This is a genomic window from Pyxidicoccus caerfyrddinensis (genome assembly GCF_010894405.1).
Lineage (GTDB): Bacteria > Myxococcota > Myxococcia > Myxococcales > Myxococcaceae > Myxococcus > Myxococcus caerfyrddinensis.
The window spans coordinates 81,639-103,282 of record NZ_JAAIYA010000033.1; the positions used below are offsets into that span (position 1 = coordinate 81,639).

The 21,644-nt window shown below is 69.8% G+C and carries 10 protein-coding genes; 7 read left to right on the plus strand and 3 right to left on the minus strand.

What is annotated here, in order from left to right:
* The first annotated feature begins 80 nt into the window (after window positions 1-80).
* Complete coding sequence (locus G4D86_RS46275; protein WP_164001798.1) at window positions 81-1,583, plus strand: ATPase domain-containing protein; 1,503 nt, start codon at window positions 81-83, stop codon at window positions 1,581-1,583.
* A complete protein-coding gene (locus G4D86_RS46280; RefSeq protein WP_164001800.1) occupies window positions 1,576-2,748 on the plus strand; it encodes a sensor histidine kinase in 1,173 nt (390 codons plus the stop codon). Before G4D86_RS46275 ends, G4D86_RS46280 begins: the two co-directional genes overlap by 8 nt.
* On the opposite strand, the gene G4D86_RS46285 is transcribed toward G4D86_RS46280, so the two are convergent.
* Window positions 2,745-4,844, minus strand: a complete 2,100-nt coding sequence (locus G4D86_RS46285; RefSeq protein WP_164001802.1) for a lectin — start codon at window positions 4,842-4,844, stop codon at window positions 2,745-2,747. The two genes, G4D86_RS46280 and G4D86_RS46285, sit on opposite strands and share 4 nt — an antisense overlap.
* Window positions 4,845-5,191: 347 nt before the next feature.
* Here G4D86_RS46285 and G4D86_RS46290 point away from each other — a divergent pair, with 347 nt between their 5' ends.
* The 5 genes from G4D86_RS46290 (at window position 5,192) to G4D86_RS46310 (ending at window position 13,612) form a co-directional block, all read left to right on the plus strand.
* Window positions 5,192-5,542, plus strand: coding sequence for a hypothetical protein (locus G4D86_RS46290; RefSeq protein ID WP_164001803.1), 351 nt, complete (start codon window positions 5,192-5,194; stop codon window positions 5,540-5,542).
* A 78-nt stretch (window positions 5,543-5,620) separates the two neighbouring features.
* Window positions 5,621-11,044, plus strand: coding sequence for a hypothetical protein (locus G4D86_RS46295; protein ID WP_164001805.1), 5,424 nt, complete (start codon window positions 5,621-5,623; stop codon window positions 11,042-11,044).
* Window positions 11,041-11,784, plus strand: coding sequence for a hypothetical protein (locus G4D86_RS46300; RefSeq protein WP_164001807.1), 744 nt, complete (start codon window positions 11,041-11,043; stop codon window positions 11,782-11,784). The genes G4D86_RS46295 and G4D86_RS46300 overlap by 4 nt, the downstream gene beginning before the upstream one ends.
* 20 nt (window positions 11,785-11,804) lie before the next feature.
* Window positions 11,805-13,367: a methyltransferase regulatory domain-containing protein gene (locus G4D86_RS46305; RefSeq protein ID WP_164001809.1), complete on the plus strand. Its 1,563-nt coding sequence runs from the start codon at window positions 11,805-11,807 to the stop codon at window positions 13,365-13,367.
* A gap of 44 nt (window positions 13,368-13,411) precedes the next feature.
* Window positions 13,412-13,612: a hypothetical protein gene (locus G4D86_RS46310; RefSeq protein ID WP_164001811.1), complete on the plus strand. Its 201-nt coding sequence runs from the start codon at window positions 13,412-13,414 to the stop codon at window positions 13,610-13,612.
* A gap of 56 nt (window positions 13,613-13,668) precedes the next feature.
* Here G4D86_RS46310 and G4D86_RS46315 read toward each other — a convergent pair whose 3' ends face one another.
* Window positions 13,669-18,393: a leucine-rich repeat domain-containing protein gene (locus G4D86_RS46315; RefSeq protein ID WP_164001814.1), complete on the minus strand. Its 4,725-nt coding sequence runs from the start codon at window positions 18,391-18,393 to the stop codon at window positions 13,669-13,671.
* 27 nt (window positions 18,394-18,420) lie between these two features.
* A complete protein-coding gene (locus tag G4D86_RS46320; protein ID WP_164001816.1) occupies window positions 18,421-21,642 on the minus strand; it encodes a Kelch repeat-containing protein in 3,222 nt (1,073 codons plus the stop codon).
* Between the last annotated feature and the right edge of the window lie 2 nt (window positions 21,643-21,644).

Consider the following 21,644-nt stretch of genomic DNA (forward strand, 5'->3'; position numbering starts at 1 on the left):
CCAGCGGGGCTGGCGCCGGCCTGTGACACTTCCTAAATCAAAACGAGACTCTCGCGGGAGGTCCGTCTCTGGTCGCGCCAATGCCCCAGCCCCGGGTCCCCACGGGCATCGACGGACTCGACACCATCCTCGGAGGCGGCTTGCCCCGCGGACGGATGTATCTCCTGGAGGGAGATCCAGGCGCCGGGAAGACCACGCTTGCCCTGCAGTTCCTCCTGGCGGGCGAGGCTGCGGGCGAGCGCTGCCTCTACATCACGGTCTCCGAAACGGCGAACGAGCTGCGGGCCATCGCTGGCTCCCATGGCTGGTCGCTCGACGGGATTGAACTGTTCGACCTGCAGGCCGCGGAGGAGCACCTGCGCTTCGGCCCGCCCTATACGCTCTTCCATCCGTCGGAGCTGGAGCTGGCGGAGACGACGCAGGCCATCCTCGACCGGATCGACGCGGCGCGACCCGACCGCATCTGCTTCGACTCGCTCTCGGAGGTGCGGCTGCTTTCCAGGGATTCGCTACGGTTCCGCCGGCAGGTCCTGGCGCTCAAGCGCGCCCTCGCCGATCGCAACTGCACCGCGCTGATGCTCGACTACCGGTTCCAGCCAGGCGAGACCCCCATCGAGAGCATCGTCCACGGTGTGCTCACCCTTGAGAACCTGACCATCGAATTCGGTGGCCAGCGTCGGCGGCTGCTCGTCAAGAAGATGCGGGCGATCGACTTCCGCGCCGGCGCCCATGAATACCGGATCTCCACCGGCGGCATCGAAGTCTACCCTCGCATCGTCGCGGCGGAGAGCCGGGTGGAGTACGAGCCGCGCGCCTTCGCCAGTGGGGTCGAGGGACTCGACGAGCTCCTGGGCGGCGGCGTCTCCACGGGAACCGGAACCATGTTGCTCGGCCCCTCCGGCGTGGGCAAGAGCACGCTGGCTGCGAGCTGGGCGCTGGCCGCCGCGGAGCGTGGCGAGCGGGCAGTCGTCTACCTCTTCGACGAGACGCCCGCCACGTGGACCCTCCGCATGCGCGGCCTGGGCCTGGATCCGGAGCGTCACCTCGCGGAGGGCACCATCCGGCTCGGGTCGCTCGATCCGGCGGAGATGGGACCGGGCGAGTTCGCGCGTCTGGCTCAGAAAGAGGCGGTCGAGCAACGGGCCCGGGTGGTGGTCCTCGACAGCCTCAACGGCTACCTCGCCAGCATGCCCGCGGAGCGCTTCCTCGCGCTCCATCTCCACGAGCTGCTGGTGATGCTCAACCACCACGAAATCGTGACCATCCTGGTGATGGGGCAGCACGGCCTCCTCGGGGATGACGTCCAGTCGCCCGTGGACCTGAGCTACCTGGCGGACACGGTGGTGCTGCTGCGCTATTTCGAGGTGAAGGGGAGGGTTCGCAAGGCGCTCTCGGTGGTGAAGAAGCGCACCGGTCCCCACGAGCGCACCATTCGCGAGCTCCGGCTCTCCAGCGAGCACGGCATCGTCGTGGGCGAGAGTCTCTCCGCCTTCCAAGGCATTCTCAGCGGCCACCTGACCTGGATGGGCGAAGAGGCGCGGCTCCTCGACGGCTTCGGCGATGGCGAGACAGTCCATGGCTGATGCCCGCGAAGAGCGGGTGTTGCTCCTCACTCCCACCGGCCAGGACGCGGCGCTCGCCACCCGCCTGCTGCAAGGTGAGGGCATCTCGGCAGCGGCGTGTACCGACACGGAGGCCCTCTTCCGGTGCATGGGCGAGGGGGCCGGCGCAATCCTCGTTGCGGAGGAAGCGCTGACGCCCGCGGCCATCGAGCGGCTGGTGGCCTGGGTCAAGGCTCAGCCGCCGTGGTCCGATATGCCGTTGGTTCTGCTCACCTTCGCGGAGGACAGCATGACGGAGGCGCTCTTTACCGCCCTCGTGCCTCACGCCAACCTGACGCTGATCGAGCGACCCACGAACTCCGCGGTGCTGCTGGCCGCGCTGCGCTCCGCCTTGCGCGCGCGGCGCCGGCAGTACCAGGTGCAACAGCTGCTCGCCGAGCTGGCGGAGGCTGATAAACGCAAGGGCGACTTCATGGCGCTCCTGGGCCACGAGGTGCGCAACCCGCTCTCCGCCATCAAGGCGGCGGTGGCGACCCTCCAGCGCCGCGCCCAGGATGCTGCTCAGGAGCGGATGAGCGGCCTCATCAACAGACAGACCGACATCATCTCCCGGCAGATCGATGACCTGCTGGAGATGTCCCGCATCGCTCGCGGAAAGCTCACGCTCCAGCCCGAGCCGACGGAGCTCACGGCGCTCACCGCCGAGGTCGTGCGGAGCCTGCAGCTCCGTGCAGACGTCCGCGAGCGGAGCCTGCGGCTCGACTTGCCCGCGAAGCCCCTGGTCGCACGGGTGGACCCCATCCGGTATGAACAGATCCTCATCAACCTCCTGACCAACGCGCTCAAGTACACGCCGCCTCCCGGCGACATCCGCCTCTCGCTCGAACAGGACGGCAACGAGGCGGTCGTGCGCGTCCGCGACGAGGGGATGGGGCTCGAACCCGAGCAACTGCTTCGCATCTTCGAGGCCTTCTCGCAGGTCGAAACGGCGCGCGCCATGTCCCAGGGGGGCCTGGGGCTCGGGCTGCCACTGGTGCGCAGCCTGGTCGAGCTCCACGGCGGCACCATCACCGCCCGCAGCGACGGGTTGGGCAAGGGCAGCGAATTCGAGGTCCGTCTGCCGCTCGAGCCAGGACCGGAGCGGGCCGGAGAAGCGCCAGTGCTCAGCCAGGCGCATACGCCTTAGTTGCCGAGCAACACGCGGTAGAGCGTCTCGTTGCTGTTGTTGGGGATGCTGTCCTTGTCTCCCACGTTGCTCGTGGTGAGCCAGAGGTTGCCATCCACGGACGGCTCGACGGTGCGCAGCCGCCCATACGTTCCGACGAAGTACGGCGTCACGTTGGTGAGGCTCGTGCCGGAGATGACTTCCCGGTACAGCCGCGTGCCGCGCTGGCACGCCACGTAGAGCACATCCCGCACGATGGCGATGCCACTGCACGAGCCCTCGGCCGTGGAATACGTCTGCTTGGGCGCGAGGTAGCCCGCCGTCGCGCAGCCGCTACCGCTCTGAGACACCGTGCCCTCGCAGTCGGGCCAGCCGTAGTTGCCGCCCTTCACGATGAGGTTGGTCTCATCCATCACCGAGTTTCCGAACTCCTGCTCCCAGAGCCGGCCGGCCGAGTCGAAGGCCAGCCCCTGCGGATTGCGGTGGCCATAGCTCCAGACGAGGTTTCCGAACGGATTGTCGCTGGGAATGGTGCCGTCCGGGTTGAGGCGCAGCACCTTGCCCGCGAGGTTCGAGGTGTTCTGGGAGTTGGCTCCGTTCTGCGCATCACCGGTGCTTGCATACAGCTTGCCGTCCGGGCCCCAGCGCAGGCGGCCGCCGTTGTGGAACTTGTTGCGCAGCAATCCCTGCACCAGCACCTGCTCGCTCGCGAGGTCGAGCGTGAAGCCCGCGGTGACCTGGATGCGCACGATGCGGTTGTCCGTGGGCGACGTGTGCATGATGTACAGCCAGCGGTCCGTGGCGAAAGACGGCGAGACGGCGAGCCCGAGCAGGCCGCCTTCCCCGTCCGTGCTCTGCACGTTGGGCACCGTGCCGAGCGTCGTCTTCGCGCCCGTCACGGGATTCAAGCGCACGATGTCCTGCGCATCCCGGCGGCTGTAGAGCACCGTCCCGTCCGCGAGCGGAACCAGTCCCCACGGGATGTCCGTGTCCGTGGTGACCTGCGTCACCGAGCAGATGGGGTTCGCACAGGCCGCGCCCGTGGTGAGTGAGAGCGCGTTGCTCGGAGTGGACACATTGCCCTGGGCGTCACGGGCGACGACTGTATAGGTATAGGCCGTGCTCGCCGCGAGCCCGCTGTCCGCGTAGGTGGTGCCCGTCGCGGTTCCCACCTTGGTGCCATTGCGGAGCACGTCGTAGCCGGTGACACCCACATTGTCCGTCGAGCCCGTCCAGCTCAGCGTCACGCTCGTTCCAGACGCGGTGCCCGTCAGCTGCGTCGGTGCCGTCGGGGGCGTGGTGTCCGCCTGGCACTGCGGCGGCGTCAACGGCAGCGTGGGGCTCGCCTGTGAGACATTGCCCGCGGCGTCGCGCGCGTTCACGTACAGGCCCCAGGTGGCACCCGGAACCACGGTGAGCGACGTCGAGCGCGCGCTGCCGTCCACGGACTTCATCTGCTGCCCGTCGTGGTAGATGTCGTAGAAGGCGACGCCGACGTTGTCCGTCGAGCCCGTCCAGCTCAGCGTCACCGAGTTGCAGGTGAGGTTGCTCGTCACCAGGTTGCCAGGCGGCGTGGGCGCCTGCGTGTCCGGGGCCGCGGGCCGGGACCACTTCTGGTTCGTCTGTCCATTGCAGTCCCAGACGATGACCGGCGTCCCGTCCGCGGTCTTCGCGCCCTCCACATCCAGGCACAGGCCGCTCGCCGTGTGGACCACGGCGCCGTTCGCGTTGAGCGTCCACTTCTGCGCCGGCAGGCCGGTGCACGTGGCGATGACCGCGCGTGTCCCCTGGGCCGTCTGACCCGAGGCCGTGTCCACGCACAGCGCGTTGTCGTAGGTACGCAGCTCGCCCGCGGCGGTGAAGGTGAAGGCCTGGTTGATGCGGCCGTGGCAGCCGTAGAGCTGCAGCCCTGCTCCAGGCGTGCGGCTCTCCGCCTGCACGTCGAGACACCGGCCGCTCGCCGCACTCACGAGCGGCTCGCCCGCGAAGAGCGCCGCGCTCCGGGCTTCCGGCTCGGGTGACTCGGATACGGTGCCGGGACCGCAGGCTGCCGTCAGCCACAGGGTGGAAACGCCGAGCCACTTCCTCAGTAGGACTCGCTGTGTACGACCGTGCATGGAACGCCTCCGTCTCGCCAGCCGACTGGCGGAGGGGCGCTCATACTCCTCGGCGCATACGCCCGGTTGCTCCGTGCTCTCCGTTATTTCGAGACTGTGAGACAGTGGAAACTGCGTTGCGGTTGTTTCCGGCAGGCGGACAGGCGAGACGCACGAAGTGCGTGGCGCCGTCCCACGCGTGAGGTTCTGCATCGGGGCGGCGAGCGGGTCGGGCCCTGCCAAGGACACCTCGAGCGGGAGACCCGCGAAAAAGGGCAACCCGAGATTCGCGGTGTCCATTTCTTCCCTCACGTGGTGTAGTCGCGAGCCGCCGGGCGTCACCTGCGGGCAGGAGCGCGCACCTCTCGATGTTCGTCATTCGCCGCTCTCAGATGGCTGTGCTCGAACAGGCTGCGCTCGACAACGTGGACGCGCGCGTCGGCGAGCTGCTGCGCCGCGCGTTCCCGACGGCGGCGGCGGCAACACCCGAGGAGCTTGCCCTGTTCGTCGCGCGCGCGTCGCAGGACGCCGAGCGCCTCGGCTTCACGTCGCCGCAGCAGGTCTGCATGTATGCCGCCGTCGCGTGGGCGCTGGGCGCCGACTTCGTGACGCGGCATCGGCTCGACGCGCCCGACGGCCTGCTGTCCGCGCGCTTCTCTTCGGAGGAGAAGATGCGTGCCCTCGAGCAACTCCTAACGGCTGCGCTGCCAGGAGCGTGACGGATGGCCGGACGAAACCCCGATGGCGGTGATGGCGCTCCGCCGCGAGCGAAGCGGCTTCGAGCGACCCAGGACCCGGTGTCCATCCTCGACCGGCAGAAGTCGCTCAAGCGCCCGAGCGACGATGCGGCTTTGGAGAAGAAGCAGCCACCTCGCAAGAGGCTCCGGGCGCCGCGGGCGATTCCCTTCGGAGGGGAGCGAGAGCCGCACCCGCTCGTCGAAGAAATCAAGGAGTCGTTCACCGAGGGGCCACCGGTCGTGGTCGCGCCCTGTCCTCTCAGGAAGGACCCGCCCCCGCAGAGCCCCGTCAAGGGGCGCGGCAAGCTGCAGTACTACCCGCTCTACGCCTTCTTGACGAAGTTCGAGCCCGGCCCGGACATGACGACGACGGACGTCGTCTTCGAATGCGTCCCGATGCCGTGGTTCCACCTCTACGCGGACGTCGACCCCGCGGAGTTCTGGGAGCAGCACGGCGACTACCCCGCGCCGCGAATCCAGCTGACCGGGCTTCCCTGCGTCTGGGGCGACGACAGCGTCTCCGTGGACCTGAAGCCGCTCAAGCACGGCAAGGCCCTCGTCGAGGACACCTGGTATCGACTGCTCGTCGTCGTCGAAGAGGTCGACTCGCCGTCGCTCCCCGCGTGGTACGACGACTTCTATGCGCCCGACGACCCCGCGCGGCGCTGCTACATCCTGCATTTCGACGACCTGCTCGACCCGAAGGTCCACGGCGCGCTGCTCGAGAAGTTCGCCGAGCGGCCGGGCGCGGTCGAGCCGCAGATCGGCAGCACGAACGCCGTCGTCGGCTACGTCGCCGCGCTGCCGGTGGGGCAGGGCGGGCTGAACGCGCTGTTCTCGCCGGACGGCCGGCCGTTTCTCTACCACGACCTCGGGCGCTCGAAGTGGACGCCCGAGCGCCCGCCGAACCCCGCCCGGATTGCCTGCATGGGCGGCAACCCCACGGTGGTGCTCTCGCACTGGGACGAGGACCACTTCGAGCTCCCCGTCACCTTCGAGCCCGCGTGCGACCTGCCCTGGGTGTATCCCTCGAAGGTCGGTGAGGCCATGGGGACCCGGCGCGCCAAGATTTCCAACCGCCTGAGCCACAGGCGCATGTGGGACCACGCCCATATGCGCTTCGAGGAGTACAGCTGGGGCTTCATCGTCAAGTGCGATGGCGCGACGGTCGGTACCGACTGGAAGAACAACTCGGGGCTGGCGGTGCTGGCCCGCGTCCAGGACGATGACCGCGCGCCGCCCGTGGGACAGCGCCGCGCGCTGGATGCCGCTGGCGCCCGGCCCGAGCTGTTCCCCGACGAGCGCTATGTCGTGCTGACGGGCGACGCGATGTGCTCGTACATCCCGTCGTGCCGCGAGGGCGACCTCGACGGGAAGGTCGTCGCGCTCCTGGCGTCGCACCACGGAGCGCAGACCCACATGCAAGGGCAGGAGGCCGCCGCGGCGTTCTTCGCGATTCCGAAGCCCGCGCCGCTGTTCAACGGGATGCCGCCGGCAATCGTCTACACGTACGGTGTCGACAACGCGGACAACGTCCATCAGTACCACAGCTTCAACATGTACGGTCACCCTGGGCGGCTGGCCGTCAACCTCTACGCCCGGCGCGGCTACCACCACCGGTTGAACACCGCGACGCGTACGGGCGACGTGGCCAATCACTACGCCAATCACCGCGCCAGCATCCTCGCCACGCGCCTCCAGGGCGCGCCCCACCCGCCGGGCTCCGTGCAGGACATCGCCGCGCGACAGGCCCGCTCCCGGTACCTCGAGCTGCTCGACTCCGCGGCATACACGGAGGCCTTGCGCGACTATGAGTGCGAGGCCATCGGCTTCCGCGCGGCCGCCAACGCCGGCAACAACTACTCCGTCGCCGCGCAGAACGCGTATACGCCGTACGCGGTGGCGCGCGGCGTGCCGCTGGCCGTGCGGAACGCGTACACCTTTGGCCCCATCCTCGCCGCCGCGTGGCTGACCAAGATCCCGGCGCTGACCGCGCTGCTGAACTCACTCCTCGACCGGATCGCGGTGCTCGACGTCCTGGTCGACGAAGCGCAGCGGCTGGCCCGGCAGGTCGCGCTCACGGCCCCGCGGTTGCCGGTGCCGCATCAGGTGCTCTGCGGACCGGGCGCGCTCGGGCTCGTGCCCGCCGCGGCCGTCGTAGGCAACCCGGTGGATAACGCCGCGAACCCACCCACCACCGTCGCGCGCGGCGTACCGGACGCCGTGCAGAACTCGGCGTTCAACAACGAGCCCGTGAAGATCGTCGCCGTCGCCGCGAACCGGATCGTGGTGCTGCACACCGCGCACGGGCTCGCCACCAACGACGTCGTGAGCTTCGGCGAGGCCCCCGGCGGCCTGGTCGACGGCTCTTCGCATGCCATCACCAAGCTCGACGCGGACCACTATCACATCGCCGCTGGCGGCGCCGCGGCACTCATCGGCGGCGCCGCGCGTGTCGCGACCAAGGCCGCGACAATCCTCGAGACGGCGCCGGACCACGAAATCGTCTGGCACCCGAACCACGGCCAGGTCGACGGCGCGACGGTCCAGCTCGGTCGGGCCGGCCTGCCCGCCGCGCAGCGCATTCGCAAGCTCGACGCCGACCACTACGCGGTCGACCGCCTACCGGTGCCGGTCCAGGCCACTGCGGTCACCAAGGTCAGCGTCGGCGGCACGCCAGTCTCCGTCATCACCACGGCCGCCAATCAGACGATGGTCCGGCAGCGCCTCCATCACGTCATCAACGGCGCGAGGATCTCGTTCGTCGACGCGTCGGGGCCCTGGAACAACCTCAACAACGCCTTCGGCGTCCCGCGGAACGTCGCCGCGGTGCTCGACGAGGACCACTACACGGTGGGCTTCACCCGCGGGGCGGTGGACGTCGGCCTCGAGGCCTGCCAGTGCGGGACGCAGGTCGTTCTGTACTCCGCGGCGGCGAACAAGGCCGTCGTCTCGCACCGCAACCACGGCAAGGTGACAGGGAACAACGTCACCATCAGCGACTCCGGCCTGCCGGCGTGCAACGGCGTCCAGGCCATCACGAAGCTCGACGTCAACCACTATTCGATCGCCGGCCCCGCCGTGCAGGCGAACCACGTGGGGACCGCCGCCATCGCGGATGCCAGCTCCGCGGAGCTCATCACGGTCGCCGCGGGGCGCATCCTGGTGCGGCAGGCAGGCCACGGCAATCCAGCCAACCGCACGTTCGCGGGTGGCATCCTGAACGGCCGCACGGAGGCCGTCACCATCGTGGACGCCGACCACTACACGGTGCCCGTCGAGGCGAGTGCGCGGTGGATCTACGACGGGACGGTCACGGCGGACCTCAACCCGGTCGTCACGCTCAAGACCTTTACCGGCAACTTCATCATCCGTCATGTGAATCACGGCTACGTCACGGGCAACAACGTGACGTTCGCCAACGGCCTGCTGAACGGCGCGACCCTGCAGCTCACCGTGATCGACGCCGACCACTACGCAGTGATCACGGCCCTCGCTTCCAACGAGGACTACGTCGACGCGACGGTGACCGCGAACACGCACGCCTGTATCGCGCTCCGCACGGCGCCGGGCTCATACCTCATCCGGGATGCGGGCCACGGGCGCGCGACAGGCGACGTCCTGACATTCGTCGGTTGGCTGGGCGGGCGCGACGCGCCCATCACCGTGCTGACGCTGGACTACTACTCCATCCCGTTCGTGCCCGAATCGGGCTGGCTCTTCGACGCGGGGATTACGGCCAACGGAAACCCGACGGTCGTGCTCAAGAACTCCGCCCATCGCACGATCGTGCGTGAGCCCGGCCACAACCGTGCGAACGGCTCCTCCGTGACGATTCGCACCGGCGTGCTCGCGGGCAGGACCTATCGCGTGTACGCCATCAACGCGGACTACTACGCGATAGCGGAGGGCATCACCCGGACCTCCCGGCTCTACTCGGGCACGGCGGGCGTGACGCCCGTCGAGCTCATCACGGTCGCGCAGGACCGGGTCCTGGTGCGCCAGGCGGGCCACGGCAATCCAGCCAACCGCACGTTCGCGGGGGCCTACCTCGACAACCGCACCGACGCCATCACCGTCGTCGACGCCGACCACTACACGGTACCGGTCGAGTCGCCGACCACATTCCTCAGGGACGCCGCGGTGACGGCCAACCTCGCCCCGGTCGTTGCGCTCAAGACCGCGCACAACGCCTTCCTCATCCACCAGGCCAATCACGGCCACGCGAACAACACCAACGTCACGTTCGCGAACGGCCCGCTGGGCGGTCGGACGCTGCCAATCACGAAGCTCGCCGCGGACCTCTACGCCGTGTACCCGGGGCTCGGCGCCGGTGGCGACTCCGCGGACGCGACAGTCACGGCCGGCGGCCAGCCCGTCATCGCATTCCGCTCGGCGCCGGACTCCATCCTGATTGGACACGCGAACCACGGCTTCAACACGGGGACCGTGGTGCAGTTCGCCGGGGGCTGTGTCGGCGCGCGCCCGGCGGCCGTCACCAAGCTCTCGGCGGACTTCTACTCGATCCCGGTGGTCTCGCAGGGAGGCGTGATGTTCCACGGCGGGATCCTGGCCAACGGCAACGCGACGGTCGTGCTGAAGAACGACGCGACCCGCACCATCGTGCGCGAGGTGGGCCACAACCGGGCCAACGGCTCGCAGGTCACGTTCCGCCACGGTGCGCTGGCGGGACAGTCGTTCGCGATCACCGTCCTCAGCCCGGACTACTACGCCATCACCCTGGCCGCCGCGAACGCCACGGCGTTCAGCGCACAGCAACGCGGGACCTCGGAGGTCCGGCTCTATCAAGCGGGCCTCGGCGAGGCGCTCGTCCGCCGGGCGAACCACGGGTACGCCAACGGCGACCGGGTCGTCGTGGGCGGCTCGGCGGCCGGCACGAACGACGGCCTGCACGAGGTCACGAGGCTCGACGCGGACCACTTCGGCATCCCGACGCGCCTCGGGCGCACGAGCTGCGACACCACGGCGCGCGTGGGCAACGCGGTGGTGCGCGTGGTTCGCGCGCCCATCAACGAGCGCGTGGTACTGCACCCGAACCACGGCCTTGCGGTGGGCGCGAACATCACGATCTCCAACGCCGCGGAGGGGGCGCTGAACGGCGCGGCCGTCATCCTCCACGGCAACGAGAACGCGTACCGTGTCGCGGCCGGCAACGCGGGCGCGTGCGCCGTGGACCTCACCGGGAAGGTGACGGGCTCGCGCAAGGGCACGCGCACTCCGGCCAACGGCGCGCTTCCTGGCCCCAACGGCCACACGGTCCCGACCGCGCTGATTCGCGGCACCAAGAGCAAGGAGTTCTGCGACGGCGACAAGCTCGCGAAGGCCGCGCGCGTCCTGGCCGCCGACGTCGACTACAACACGCAGCTGGCGGCCTGTAAGGCCGGTGCGAACCACTGCACGACGGTCAACGGCAACCTGGCCGGCGTCGCGTTCCGCGGGCTGACCCACCGGCAGCCGCCGTGAGGCCCGCCGTCCCGTTGGTGCCCGCCGGCGAGCGCATCTGCGAGCCGGGGAGCTTCAAGGTCGGCGTCGCGGGCGGGTGGTTCCAGGACCGCGCGACGGGCGAGGCCCGGCTGTTGACCTGCGCGCACCTGCTCACGCCGCCCGCGCTCCGCGCCATGGCCGCGCCTCCCACGGAGCGCGCGTGGTCGCGCCGGGGGCCGGAGGTAGAGCCGGACGGGGCCGCGCCGGTGCGGTCGCTCGAAGGGGAGGGCGCACGACTCTGTCTCGCGGAGAGCGGCCGAGTCGTGGCCACGGTGCTCGCCGCGGGACAGCGCGATCCGCGCGGCCGGGTGCGCTCGCTCGACGCCTGCATCGCCGCGCCGGAGCCCTCGTCGGAGAGCGCGCATGTCGCCACCCCGGAGGCCGCACCCCGCGTCGCGCACGCCCGGGTCGGCGCGCGAGTCACGCTCGTGTTGCGCGACGCCGCTGGCCTCGAGGGCGTCATCGTCGCGACGGACTACGCGTCGGGGTGGTACGGCTCGCGTCGCGAGATTCTGGTCGCGCCGCTCGAGGGCACACGCGTGAGCCGGAGCGGCGACTCGGGTGCGCTGCTGGTTGAAGCAGACTCCGGCGTCGCCGTCGGGATGCACGTCGGTGAGGTCCACGGCGTCACCGTCGCCGGCGTGCGGTACGACGTCCTCGCCTGCGCGCACCACCTCCTGGACGTGCTCGAGCTCTTTGACCTCGCCCCCTTGCGCTGAGAAGGAAGGTCCGCGACCCGATGAGCGCCACCACGTACGATGCCGTGCCCTACGGCAGCTATCCGTTCGCCCAGTCGCACCCGGAGAATCTGTTCGCCATCGCGGACCTCTTCGGCCACGCGGCGCCGCCCGTCGAACGGGCGAGGGTGCTCGAGCTCGGCTGCGCCAGCGGCGGCAACCTCCTTCCCATGGCCGCGGACCTGCCCGGGAGCGAGTTCGTCGGCGTCGACCTCTCGGGGCGGCAGATCGCCGAGGCGCGGACGCTCGCCGAGCGCGCGGGACTGACCAATGTGTCGTTCCGCGAGATGTCCATTCTCGATATCGATGCCGCGATGGGGCAGTTCGACTACGTGCTCTGTCACGGGGTGTACTCGTGGGTGCCGGCCGCCGTGCGCGAGCACATCCTGGCGGTGTGCAGCGCGCGGCTCGCGCCCGCGGGCGTCGCGTACGTGAGCTACAACACGCTGCCTGGCTGGAACACGGTGCGCACGATTCGCGACCTGATGACGTTCCACGTGCGCGACACAGCGGACCCGGTGCAGCAGATCGCCGAGGCCCGCGAGGCGCTGCCGTTCGTGCTCCAGGCGCTCGAGGGCAGCGCCACGCCCTACGCAGAGACGCTGCGCGCGGAGCTGTCCTCGCTGCGGGAAGCGCCCGACCACTACCTCTTCCACGAGTATCTCGAGGAGGTGAACCACCCGGTGTATTTCCGGGACTTCATCGCGGACGCGCGGGCGCGCGGCCTGGACTACCTCGCGGACACCGACCTGCCGTCGATGTTCATCGAGAACCTTCCGCGCGCAACGTCCTCGAAGCTGCGCACCGTCGACGACATCGTCGCGACCGAGCAGTACATGGACTTCATCCGGAACCGCCGCTTTCGCTGCACGCTCCTCGTGCACGCGGGCAACGTGAGGCGGCGCGCGCTTGCCACGAGCGACATCGAGCGCTTCCACCTGTCGACCCGCGTCGAGGTGGTGAGCGAGGCAGGCCCGTCCGTCCTGCGAGGCGACGCGCCGGTGCACTTCGACGTCCAGGGAACGGCTTTTTCGATTCGCGAGCCGGTGTCCAAGACCGCGATGGTGGTGCTGGCAGAGCAGGACGGTCGGCCGCTGGCCTTCGACGCTCTCTGCGCGGCGACGGCGGAGCGCGTGGGCGCGGGCGAGCGCGAGCCCGTGCGCTCCCAGCTGGTCGACGGGCTCAACCTCCTGCGCCAGGTGTTCGCGGGCCTCGTCCACGTGCACGCGTCACCGGGCCGGTACGCCGTGACGGTCTCCGCGCGCCCCGCGGTCTCGAAGCTCGCGCGCGAGCAGGCGGCGCACGATGGGCGCGCGACCAACCACCGCCACCAGTCCCACGCGCTCGGCCCCGTCACCGCGGCCCTGATGCAGCTCGCCGACGGCACGCGCGACCGCGGCGCGCTGGTGGCCGCGGTGACCGCGGAGTTTCTGGCGGGGCGCCTGGCGTTCGCCACGGAGGAGGGCGCCCGCGAGGCCCGCGCCGAGGACGCGGCGCGGGTCGCGGCGCTGTGTGACGAGGCCCTCGCGTGGCTCGCCGCCAACGCGTTTCTCGAGCGCGAGTAGCCGCTCACCGGCGGGCAAGCACGCGTACATGTCGCCGGAAGAAGGTGCACCGGGACACGGCCGCGAAGCCCTTCGAGCTCTTGCAGAAGATTCCCTCGCTCGAGGCGCCCGTGCGCACCGTGCAGACAGCGCATGACCTGGCGGTGTCGGGCTCGTACGGAATGGTCCGGTGGGTCAACCGCGCCGTCGGCGGGACGCTGGACGTCTCCATGGGCCTGCTGGAGAAGCGCAAGCCCCGGGCTTGAAAAAGACCGGGGCGGGCACGCCGTGACGCGTGCCTGCCCCGGGGGTCACGGGCGCATCAGATGATGGTGCCCGGGACCATGAACAGGACCTCCACCGCCTTCACTGTGCCCAGTCCGGTGAAGCTGGCCGAGTCCACCAGCAGCGTCCACTCGCCCAACAGGCTCCGGTCGTAGAAGGAGTTGGTGGCCGGCGTGGAGCCGCCCGAGCCCGGCGCGACGCTGCACGTGTCGAGGAAGGCGGAGGAGGACTGGAAGGCCGTGTTGCAGGAGGCCTGGGCCACGTCACAGGACGGCGGAGCGGAGATGCAGGCGGTGAAGGGGATGTAGTGCAGCACCTGCCGCGTGCCTCCGGAGGTGTACCGGTCCTTCTCCATCAGCTCGAACTCGGCCACGTAGCCGCCGAGCTTGTAGGCATCCACCGTGTCGCGCACCAGCACCGCCGGCACCGACGCCGTCGAGCCGGTGGTCGTCACCACGTTGATGCGCACGTTGCGCACGCGGTGGCCATTGCGCGCGGCCAGTTCCGGCCGGGTCGCCAGGTCATCGGCCGTCACCTGGAAGCGGGCGACCTTGAACGTCGTCGAGCCCGTAGCCACGTCTCCCAGCGACTTGATCTTCGCCAGCTCGTCCGCCGTCATCGCGTGGAAGCTGCTGCCCGGCAGGCGGCGGTAGTACTGCGTATTGCTCAGCCCGTAGTGCGTCGCCAGGTTGTCCAGGTCCACGAGCCGGGTCAGCATCGTCTGGTAGTTGAGCAGGTTGAAGTCGTAGTTGGCCCGGAAGGTCGCGGGGATGGCACTGTCACCGGTGCTCGGGTCGAACGGCAGGTACTGGTACTCCGCGATGCGGATGAGCTCCCAGTACCGGGACGTGAGCTGGTCCAGCGTGCGCAGCGCCGTCGCATACACCTGCTGCCCGATGAGGATCTGGTCGAACTGCCGCAGTTCCGTCCCGGCGCCGAAGGCGTAGATGTTCTGCAGCGCGTCCCGCGCCGCCACCGCGTTGCGCTGGCGCAGCAGGACCGTGTCCCGCTCCATCAGCGCGAGCTGGTACTCCGCCTGGGCCTTGGTGAGCTGGGCCTGGAGGTCCATCAGGTCCAGGGCGATCTCCACCTGGGACTGGCTGAGGATCTCCTTCTTCACCTCGTCCGCCAGAATGCTGCGCGCCGGGGCCTTCTGGTTGCCGCCCACGACGTCCCAGAGCGCCGTGGCGCCGCTCGACAGCTTGTCCTTGAAGGGCTTGCTCTTGGCCGCGTCCGTGGCGCTGTCCTTCAGGGCGGTCCAGAGGCCGGACACGAACGAGTTGCTGGCGCTGGCGGGCGGACCGGAGCCCGCGACCGGCGTCGGGCTCGTCTCCGACTTGAAGGTCTTCTTCACGTCGGTCCACAACGCCTCCGCCGCCTTGCCGGCGAGCCCGGTCAGGGCCTGACCGCCATAGGCGGAGGCCACCGACTTCACCAGGTCCTCCAGGAAGTCTCCGAAGCCCTTGCCAGAGGTGTTGTAGTGATTCGTGATGCGGGTATCGGTCGCCTGGATGTTCTCCGTCAGCAGCGAGATGGCGGCCTTCCGGTTGTCCATGGACGTGAGCAGGGCGTTCATCGCCGCGTTGGCGACGGCGACGCGTTGATCCGCGACGCTCGCCTCCTGCGTCAGCGCGGTGACCTCGTCGTTCAGCTCGTTCGCGTGCGCCGCCATCCACGCGGAGAACTGCGTGCCATTGGAGAGCGTCAGCCAGTTCTGCACGGAGGTGTTCAGCACGCCATGGAGGGTGGTGAACTCCGCGCGAAGAGCCTCGTAGCGAAGGTGCGGGTTGAACGGAATGTCCTTGGTCAGCCCGTAGAAGTTGCGCTGGCCCTGGAGGTAGCTGAGCTTCGTCACGTCGTGGAACATGAGCGGGCACAGGGCCCCGTACAGGTACTTGTCCGGGAAGGACCTGTCGGCGGCGGGCGGCACGTCGCACTCGAGGTTCGCCTGAGCGAGGATGCCCCCCAATTCCATGATGTTCTGCGTGTAGTAGAACGAGGCCTTCTGCAGGTCGCCCCGCTTGAAGAGGGCGTTGGCCTGCGACTCGGACACGCGCCAGACGTGGGGCGCGAGCAACGCGCGCAGCATGTCCACGTCACGGCGGGCCACGCGCAGCATCTTCACCTTGGCCGGGACGGCCGTCGCACCGGCGGAGCCCGCGCTGGCCGTCTTGCCCACGTAGCAGCTCCGGGTCTCGGTGTGGGGGGTGCAGTAGTCGTCATAGAACTCGCAAGGGGTGCCTGGCGGAGCCTCCACCACCGTGACGGTGACCTCCCTGGAGATGCGCTTGCCCGCGAAGCCCTTCGCGCCCGCCGCGACATTCGGCGAGACGAGCTCGGCGGCCAGCGACACGTAGCGCCCGTTGTAGGGACCCGAGACGGAGACCGAGTGGTACGTCTGCACCTGCTTCTTGCACAGCAGGTCGCCATAGAACGGGTTGTTGCGACAGGTGCTGTCTGCGCAGTCGGTGGCGCCGTTCCCGTCGTTGTCCACGCCGTCCGAGCACTGGGCCGCGGTGTTCTCGTTCACGCCGCACACCGTGCCGCTCAGCGGGCTGTTGACACACTGGTAGTCGGCGCAGTCCTTGTAGCCGTCCCCATCGTTGTCCACGCCGTCGCTGCACGTCGCAGCGTTGCTCTCCTGCAGGAAGGGGTAGTACGAGGCATCGCACAGCTTGACGTAGGGGTTGTCGTCACAGCCGGGGTCCGCGCAGTCCACCTTGCCGTCGCCGTCATTGTCGATGCCGTCGGTGCAGTTCTGCAGGGTGCGCTCCGCGCCGCACACGGTGACGAGCGGATTGACCTGGCACTCCCGGTCCGCGCAGTCCGTGTCGCCATCCAGGTCGTCGTCGTAGCCATTCGAGCAGGCCGCGTTGGTGGACTCCTCGATGCCGGTGGTGAGCGCCAGCGCGGGGCCCAGGTTACACACGGAGGTCCCGGAGCAGCCCGGGTCTTCACAGTCCCCCAGTCCATCCCCATCGTTGTCGATCAGGTCGGAGCACTTCTCCTCGCCGCCCTCGCCCTTGGACCCGCAGACGGTCGAGTAGTTCTGGCAGCCGTAGTCGTCACAGTCGTTGTAGGCGTCCCCGTCGTTGTCGAGGCCGTCGCCGCAGGCGGCCTCGGAGAACTCGCTGTCGGCGGTACGCCCCTTCTGGCAGATGCCGCGCGCGAGGCACTGGGTGTCCGCGCAGTCCACCTTCCCATCGCCATCGTTGTCCACGCCGTCACTGCACGCGTCGGCGGAGGACTCCTTCGCCAGGGGAGACCAGGAGGCCTCGGGACACACCGTCACATGGGGGTTCTTGGAGCAGCCGTAGTCGTCACAGTCCGTGTAGCCGTTGTGGTCGTTGTCGATGCCGTCGGCGCACTGCGCGTTGTCCGCTTCCGTCAGCATGTCGCACAGGGCGATGGCGGGGTTCCACCGGCAGCGCAGGCTCTGGCAGTGCAGTTCATCGTCGTTGAAGCACTGCTCGGAGGTGACGGGAGAGGCCTTGTTCGGCTCGTTCACCAGGCCAGGGCCGATGGACGAGGCATAGCGGATGACGATGTCGCCCGAGGTGCCCGCGTCGCCGCCGTTGCCACCCTTCTGCGCCTCCCGATAGATGGTGTTCACGGTGCACGTGATGGTGGGATTGGGACCGTTGTCGCCGGTGACGGTGACGGTGACGCTGTTCGTTGTCCCGCCATCGGTGTTGAGCAGGGCGGGATTGCCGGCCGTGCCGGGCTCGCCCTTCTCTCCCGCGGTGTGGGCCTTCACGCCCTTGAGGACGTTGGCGTAGAGGATGAAGCTGCCCGCGTTGCGACCATCCCGGCCTGACGGCGCGGGGACGTTGGAGTCGACCGAGTGCGGCGTCCCGGCATCCGAACGGGTGCCAGGGTCCGGGGTGGTGATCACCGGGAAGTCATGGGAGACGTAGTCCCCCGTGGCGATGATGAGCGACGTTCCGCCCGTCTCCACCGGGGCCGCGAGCTCGACACGGGGCGCCACGATGACGATGGCGGAATAGAACTGCGGCGTCAGCAACTGGGGGTCGTAGAGGTTGGCGCAGACGTGCGAGCTGTTGCACGCGGCCTCGCTCACCGTCGCCGCGGTGACGACGGGCGTCTGGGTCGCGATGACGCCATCGTGGTTGGGCATCAGGACCTTGTTGCCCATGAGGAACACGGGGTAGTCCCGCGCATAGGACGTCAGCAGTCGCACCTTGGCGGCGACGGGGTACCTGCTCAGGCCGTTGCGCACGTCATCGAAGCGCGGAGAGGGCAGGATGCGCAGCAGCTCCTGCACGGTGGTGTCCATCGCCACGGGCGAGGGCGGCAGGCCGCGCAGCTCGCTGAAGTCCATGGGATTGGAGAAGGCCAGCGGCTGCCCCACCGCGGTGGTCTCCAGGTCGGACGACGCATCCTGCTCGGGAAGGCCCGTACAGCCCCAGGCACTCATGACCAGCGCACACGCCAGTCCCCAGACATGCCACGGACAGGCGCGGCGGCTTCGGAAGAACTCCATGTTCGACTGCTCCTTGTTGCGGAGCAGAACGGCAATCGCCGGGATTCTTCGTTCCAGACGGTGGGACGGGGGGATGATCCACCGAGCCCTGCGGGGCGTGGCGTCGCTCGGCCATCCCGTGCTCGCCACTACCGCCGCCGCGGAGCCCAGCTGGAGCCACTCGAGCGCGGCGAGGTGGGGTGAGCGCGCCAGGGCGAGCGCCCCTTCGTCGCCGAGCCCGTTGCGCGACAGGTCGAGCTCTTCGAGGCTGCCTGCCATGGGCGCGTCCATTAGCGCCCGTCCACGTCAGTACAGCTCGGCCGTCGCGAGGTACGGGAGGGCGGTGCTGTTCTCGCCGCCCACCACGAGCACCCTGCCGTCATTCAGCAGCGTCGCCGTGTGCGCCCGGCGGGCCTGGATGAGCGTGCCGGTGGTGGACCACCTGGCGGTGACGTTCGTGTCGAGCGACGGGACATACACCTCGGCGCTGTTGAGCATGGTGGTGCCCATCCCTCCCGCCACGAGCACCCGGCCATCGGGCAATGCCGTCGCCGTGAAGCGCGCGCGGGCCTGCGCGAGCCCGCCCGTGGTGTCCACGCTGGGGACCCTGTCAAGCGGACTGAGCAGCTCGGCCGTGGCGAGGGAGGCGGCGGTGCCCGTCCCGCCCGCCACGAGCACCCTGCCGGTGTTCAGCCGCGTCGCGATGTGGAAGGAGCGGGCCTGCGCGAGCCTCAGCGCGGTCACGGTGGTCCACGTCCCCGTGGCCGCGTTGTATTGCTCGACTGTCGCGAGCGCCGAGGTGATGGCGGTGGTGCTCTGCCCGCCCACCACGATGACCTGCTCCTGCGTGCTGGGAAAGGACGCGGCGGGCAGCAGCGTCGCCGTGTGGCTGTAGCGGGCGGACGCCAGTGAGCCGGTGTTCGTCCACGCGCCCGTTGCCGGGTCATACAGCTGGGCCGTGGCCAACGCCGCGGTGCCGCTGTAGCCACCCGCCACGAGCACCTTGCCGTTGGCGAGCCGCGTCGCACTGTGCCAGTACCGGACCTGCGCGAGCGAGCCCGTCGCGGTCCAGAGGCCCGTGGCCGGGTCATACACCTGCGCCGTGGCGAGGCCCGCCGTGGCATAGCCTCCCGCCACGAGCACCCGGCCGTCATTCAGCAGCGTCGCCGTATGGGCATAGCGGGCCTGGGTGAGCGCGCCCGTGGGAGCCCAGGTGCCGGTCGCCGGGTCATAGAGCTCCGCGCTCGCGAGGGCTCCTGCCGGCCCCTGCCCACCCACCACGAGCACCCGGCCGTCGTTCAGCCGCGTCGCCGTGTGGTAGCGGCGGGCCTGCGCGAGCGCGCCGGTGGGCTTCCAGGTCTCGACTGTCGGGTCATACTCCTGGATGCCGCGCAGGAGGCCGCTGGGGCCGAGCCCTCCCATCACGAGCACCCTGCCATTGGGGAGCAGCGCCGCCGTGTGCCAGGCCCGGCTCGTCGCGAGGGCAGCGGCGGTGTGCCAGGTGCCCGCGTCCGGCGCGAAGAGCTCGGCGCTGGAGATGAAGCCCGCGGGGACCTTGCCGCCCACCACGAGCACCTGTCCATCCGGCATCAGCGTCGCCGTGTGGCTGGAGCGGCCCCCCGTCAGCGAGGCCGCCGCGGTCCACGCGCCGGTGGCCGGGGCGTACAGCTGGGCTGAGACCAGGGCCGCGGTGGCGCCGTCTCCACCCACCACGAGCACCCGGCCGTCGTTCAGCAGCGTCGCCGTGTGGTTGGCGCGCGCCGTCAGCGAGCCGGTGTTGCTCCAGAGGCCCGTCGCCGGGTCATACAGCTGGGCGGTGGCCAGCGGCGCGGTGGCGCTCCGGCCTCCCGCGACGAGCACCTTGCCGTTGTTCAGCAGCGTCGCGCTGTGGCCGGAGCGCGCCGCCGCCAGTGCGCCCGTCGTCGTCCAGGTGCCGGTGGCCGGGTCGAAGACCTCGCACGTCGCCAGGGGCGCGCTGGCTCCCAGGCCGCCGGTGATGAGCACCCTTCCATCAGGCAACAGGGTTGCCGTGTGGAGGCGGCGCGGCTGCGCGAGCGAGCCCGTCGTCGTCCACGTCCCGGTGGCCGGGTCATGGAGCTCGGAGGTGGCAAGCGGGCCGCTGGCGTCCTTGCCGCCCGTGACGAGCACCCTGCCGTCGCTCAGCCGCGTCGCCGTGTGACTGTCGCGGGCCTGGGCGAGCGGGCTGGTGGCGGACACGGTGCCCGTGGCGGGGTCCGCGAGCTCGGCACTGGAGAGAGCGCCATCGGGGCCGAGCCCGCCGACGATGAGCACCTGGCCGTCGTCCAGCGGCGTCGCCGTGTGGAGCTGACGGGCCTCGGCCAGCGTCGGTACCGGAGCCCACATGCCCGTGGTCGGGTCGAACACCTCGGAGGTCGCGACCGAGCCGCTCGTGCTGCTGCCGCCCGCGAGGAGCACCCGGCCATCGAGCAGCGCCGTCGCCGTGGCGCCGCTGCGGGCCCGGGCGAGCGTGCCGGTGATGGAGCCACCGGTCGCCGGGTCATACACCTCGACGTCCCCGGGGGAGGTACCACCGCTCGCGAGGAGCACCCTGCCATTGGGCAGCAGCGTCGCGGAGTGGAAGGCGCGCGCCTTCATCATCGAGGCCGCGGCGGCCCAGGTGCCCGTGGCCGGGTTGTACACCACCGCCGTGGCGAGGCTGACATTCGCACTGCTTCCACCTGTCACCAGCACCCGGCCATCCGGCAGGAGCGTCTGGCCGGCGTAGGCGCGAGCCTGGGAGAGCGCACCCGTCGCCGCCCAGGTGCCGGTCGCCGGATTGTAGAGCAGGCACGAGGAGTAGTTGGCCGTCGAGGAGCGCCCCGCGACGAGGAGCGCCTTGCCATTGAGCAGCAACGTCACCTGGTGACTGTAGCGGGTGTTCGGCATCGAGCCGGTGGCCGCCCAGGTGCCGGTGGCCGGGTCATAGAGTTCCGCGCTGGCGAGGATGTTCGAGCCCGTGACGCCGACGCCCATGCCTCCCACCACCAACACCCTGCCGTCGCTCAACAGCGTCGCCGTGTGGAAGTAGCGCGCCGTCGCGAGCGCGCCAGTGGAGGACCACGTCCCGGTGGCCGGGTCATACAGCTCCGCGCTGGCGAAGACGCCTTCGGCGCTCAGCTCCCGCCCACCCATCACGAGCACCCGGCCGTCGGGAAGCAGCGTTGCCGCGTGGTCGAAGCGGGCCTGCGCGAGCGAGCCGGTGGGCGTCCAGGTGCCGGTCGCCGGGTCATACAGCTCCGCACTGGCGAGGGGGACGGGGGCGGAGGGAAATGGACCCTCGTAGCTGCTGACATGACCTCCCACCACGAGCACCCGGCCGTCAGGCAGCCGTGTCGCCGTGTGTCTCTCGCGAGCCGTGGACATCGAGGCCAGGGTGAGCGCCGATGGCGCGCCCTGCCCCCACGTGCCCGCGTGCTCCAGGTCGGGCCCGCAGGCGGTGAGCACCAGCAGGAGCGCGATGGCGAATTTCGTCGGGGATTGCAGTTTCGTGGAGCGGACGTGGAGCATCG

Bases quoted from the DNA above. Each gene is read 5' to 3' on its own strand.
- G4D86_RS46280 (WP_164001800.1), top strand. From the start codon at position 1,576: ATGGCTGATGCCCGCGAAGAGCGGGTGTTGCTCCTCACTCCCACCGGC.
- G4D86_RS46305 (WP_164001809.1), top strand. From the start codon at position 11,805: ATGAGCGCCACCACGTACGATGCCGTGCCCTACGGCAGCTATCCGTTC.
- G4D86_RS46285 (WP_164001802.1), bottom strand. From the start codon at position 4,844: ATGCACGGTCGTACACAGCGAGTCCTACTGAGGAAGTGGCTCGGCGTT.
- G4D86_RS46315 (WP_164001814.1), bottom strand. From the start codon at position 18,393: ATGGCAGGCAGCCTCGAAGAGCTCGACCTGTCGCGCAACGGGCTCGGC.
- G4D86_RS46290 (WP_164001803.1), top strand. From the start codon at position 5,192: ATGTTCGTCATTCGCCGCTCTCAGATGGCTGTGCTCGAACAGGCTGCG.
- G4D86_RS46320 (WP_164001816.1), bottom strand. From the start codon at position 21,642: ATGCTCCACGTCCGCTCCACGAAACTGCAATCCCCGACGAAATTCGCC.
- G4D86_RS46275 (WP_164001798.1), top strand. From the start codon at position 81: ATGCCCCAGCCCCGGGTCCCCACGGGCATCGACGGACTCGACACCATC.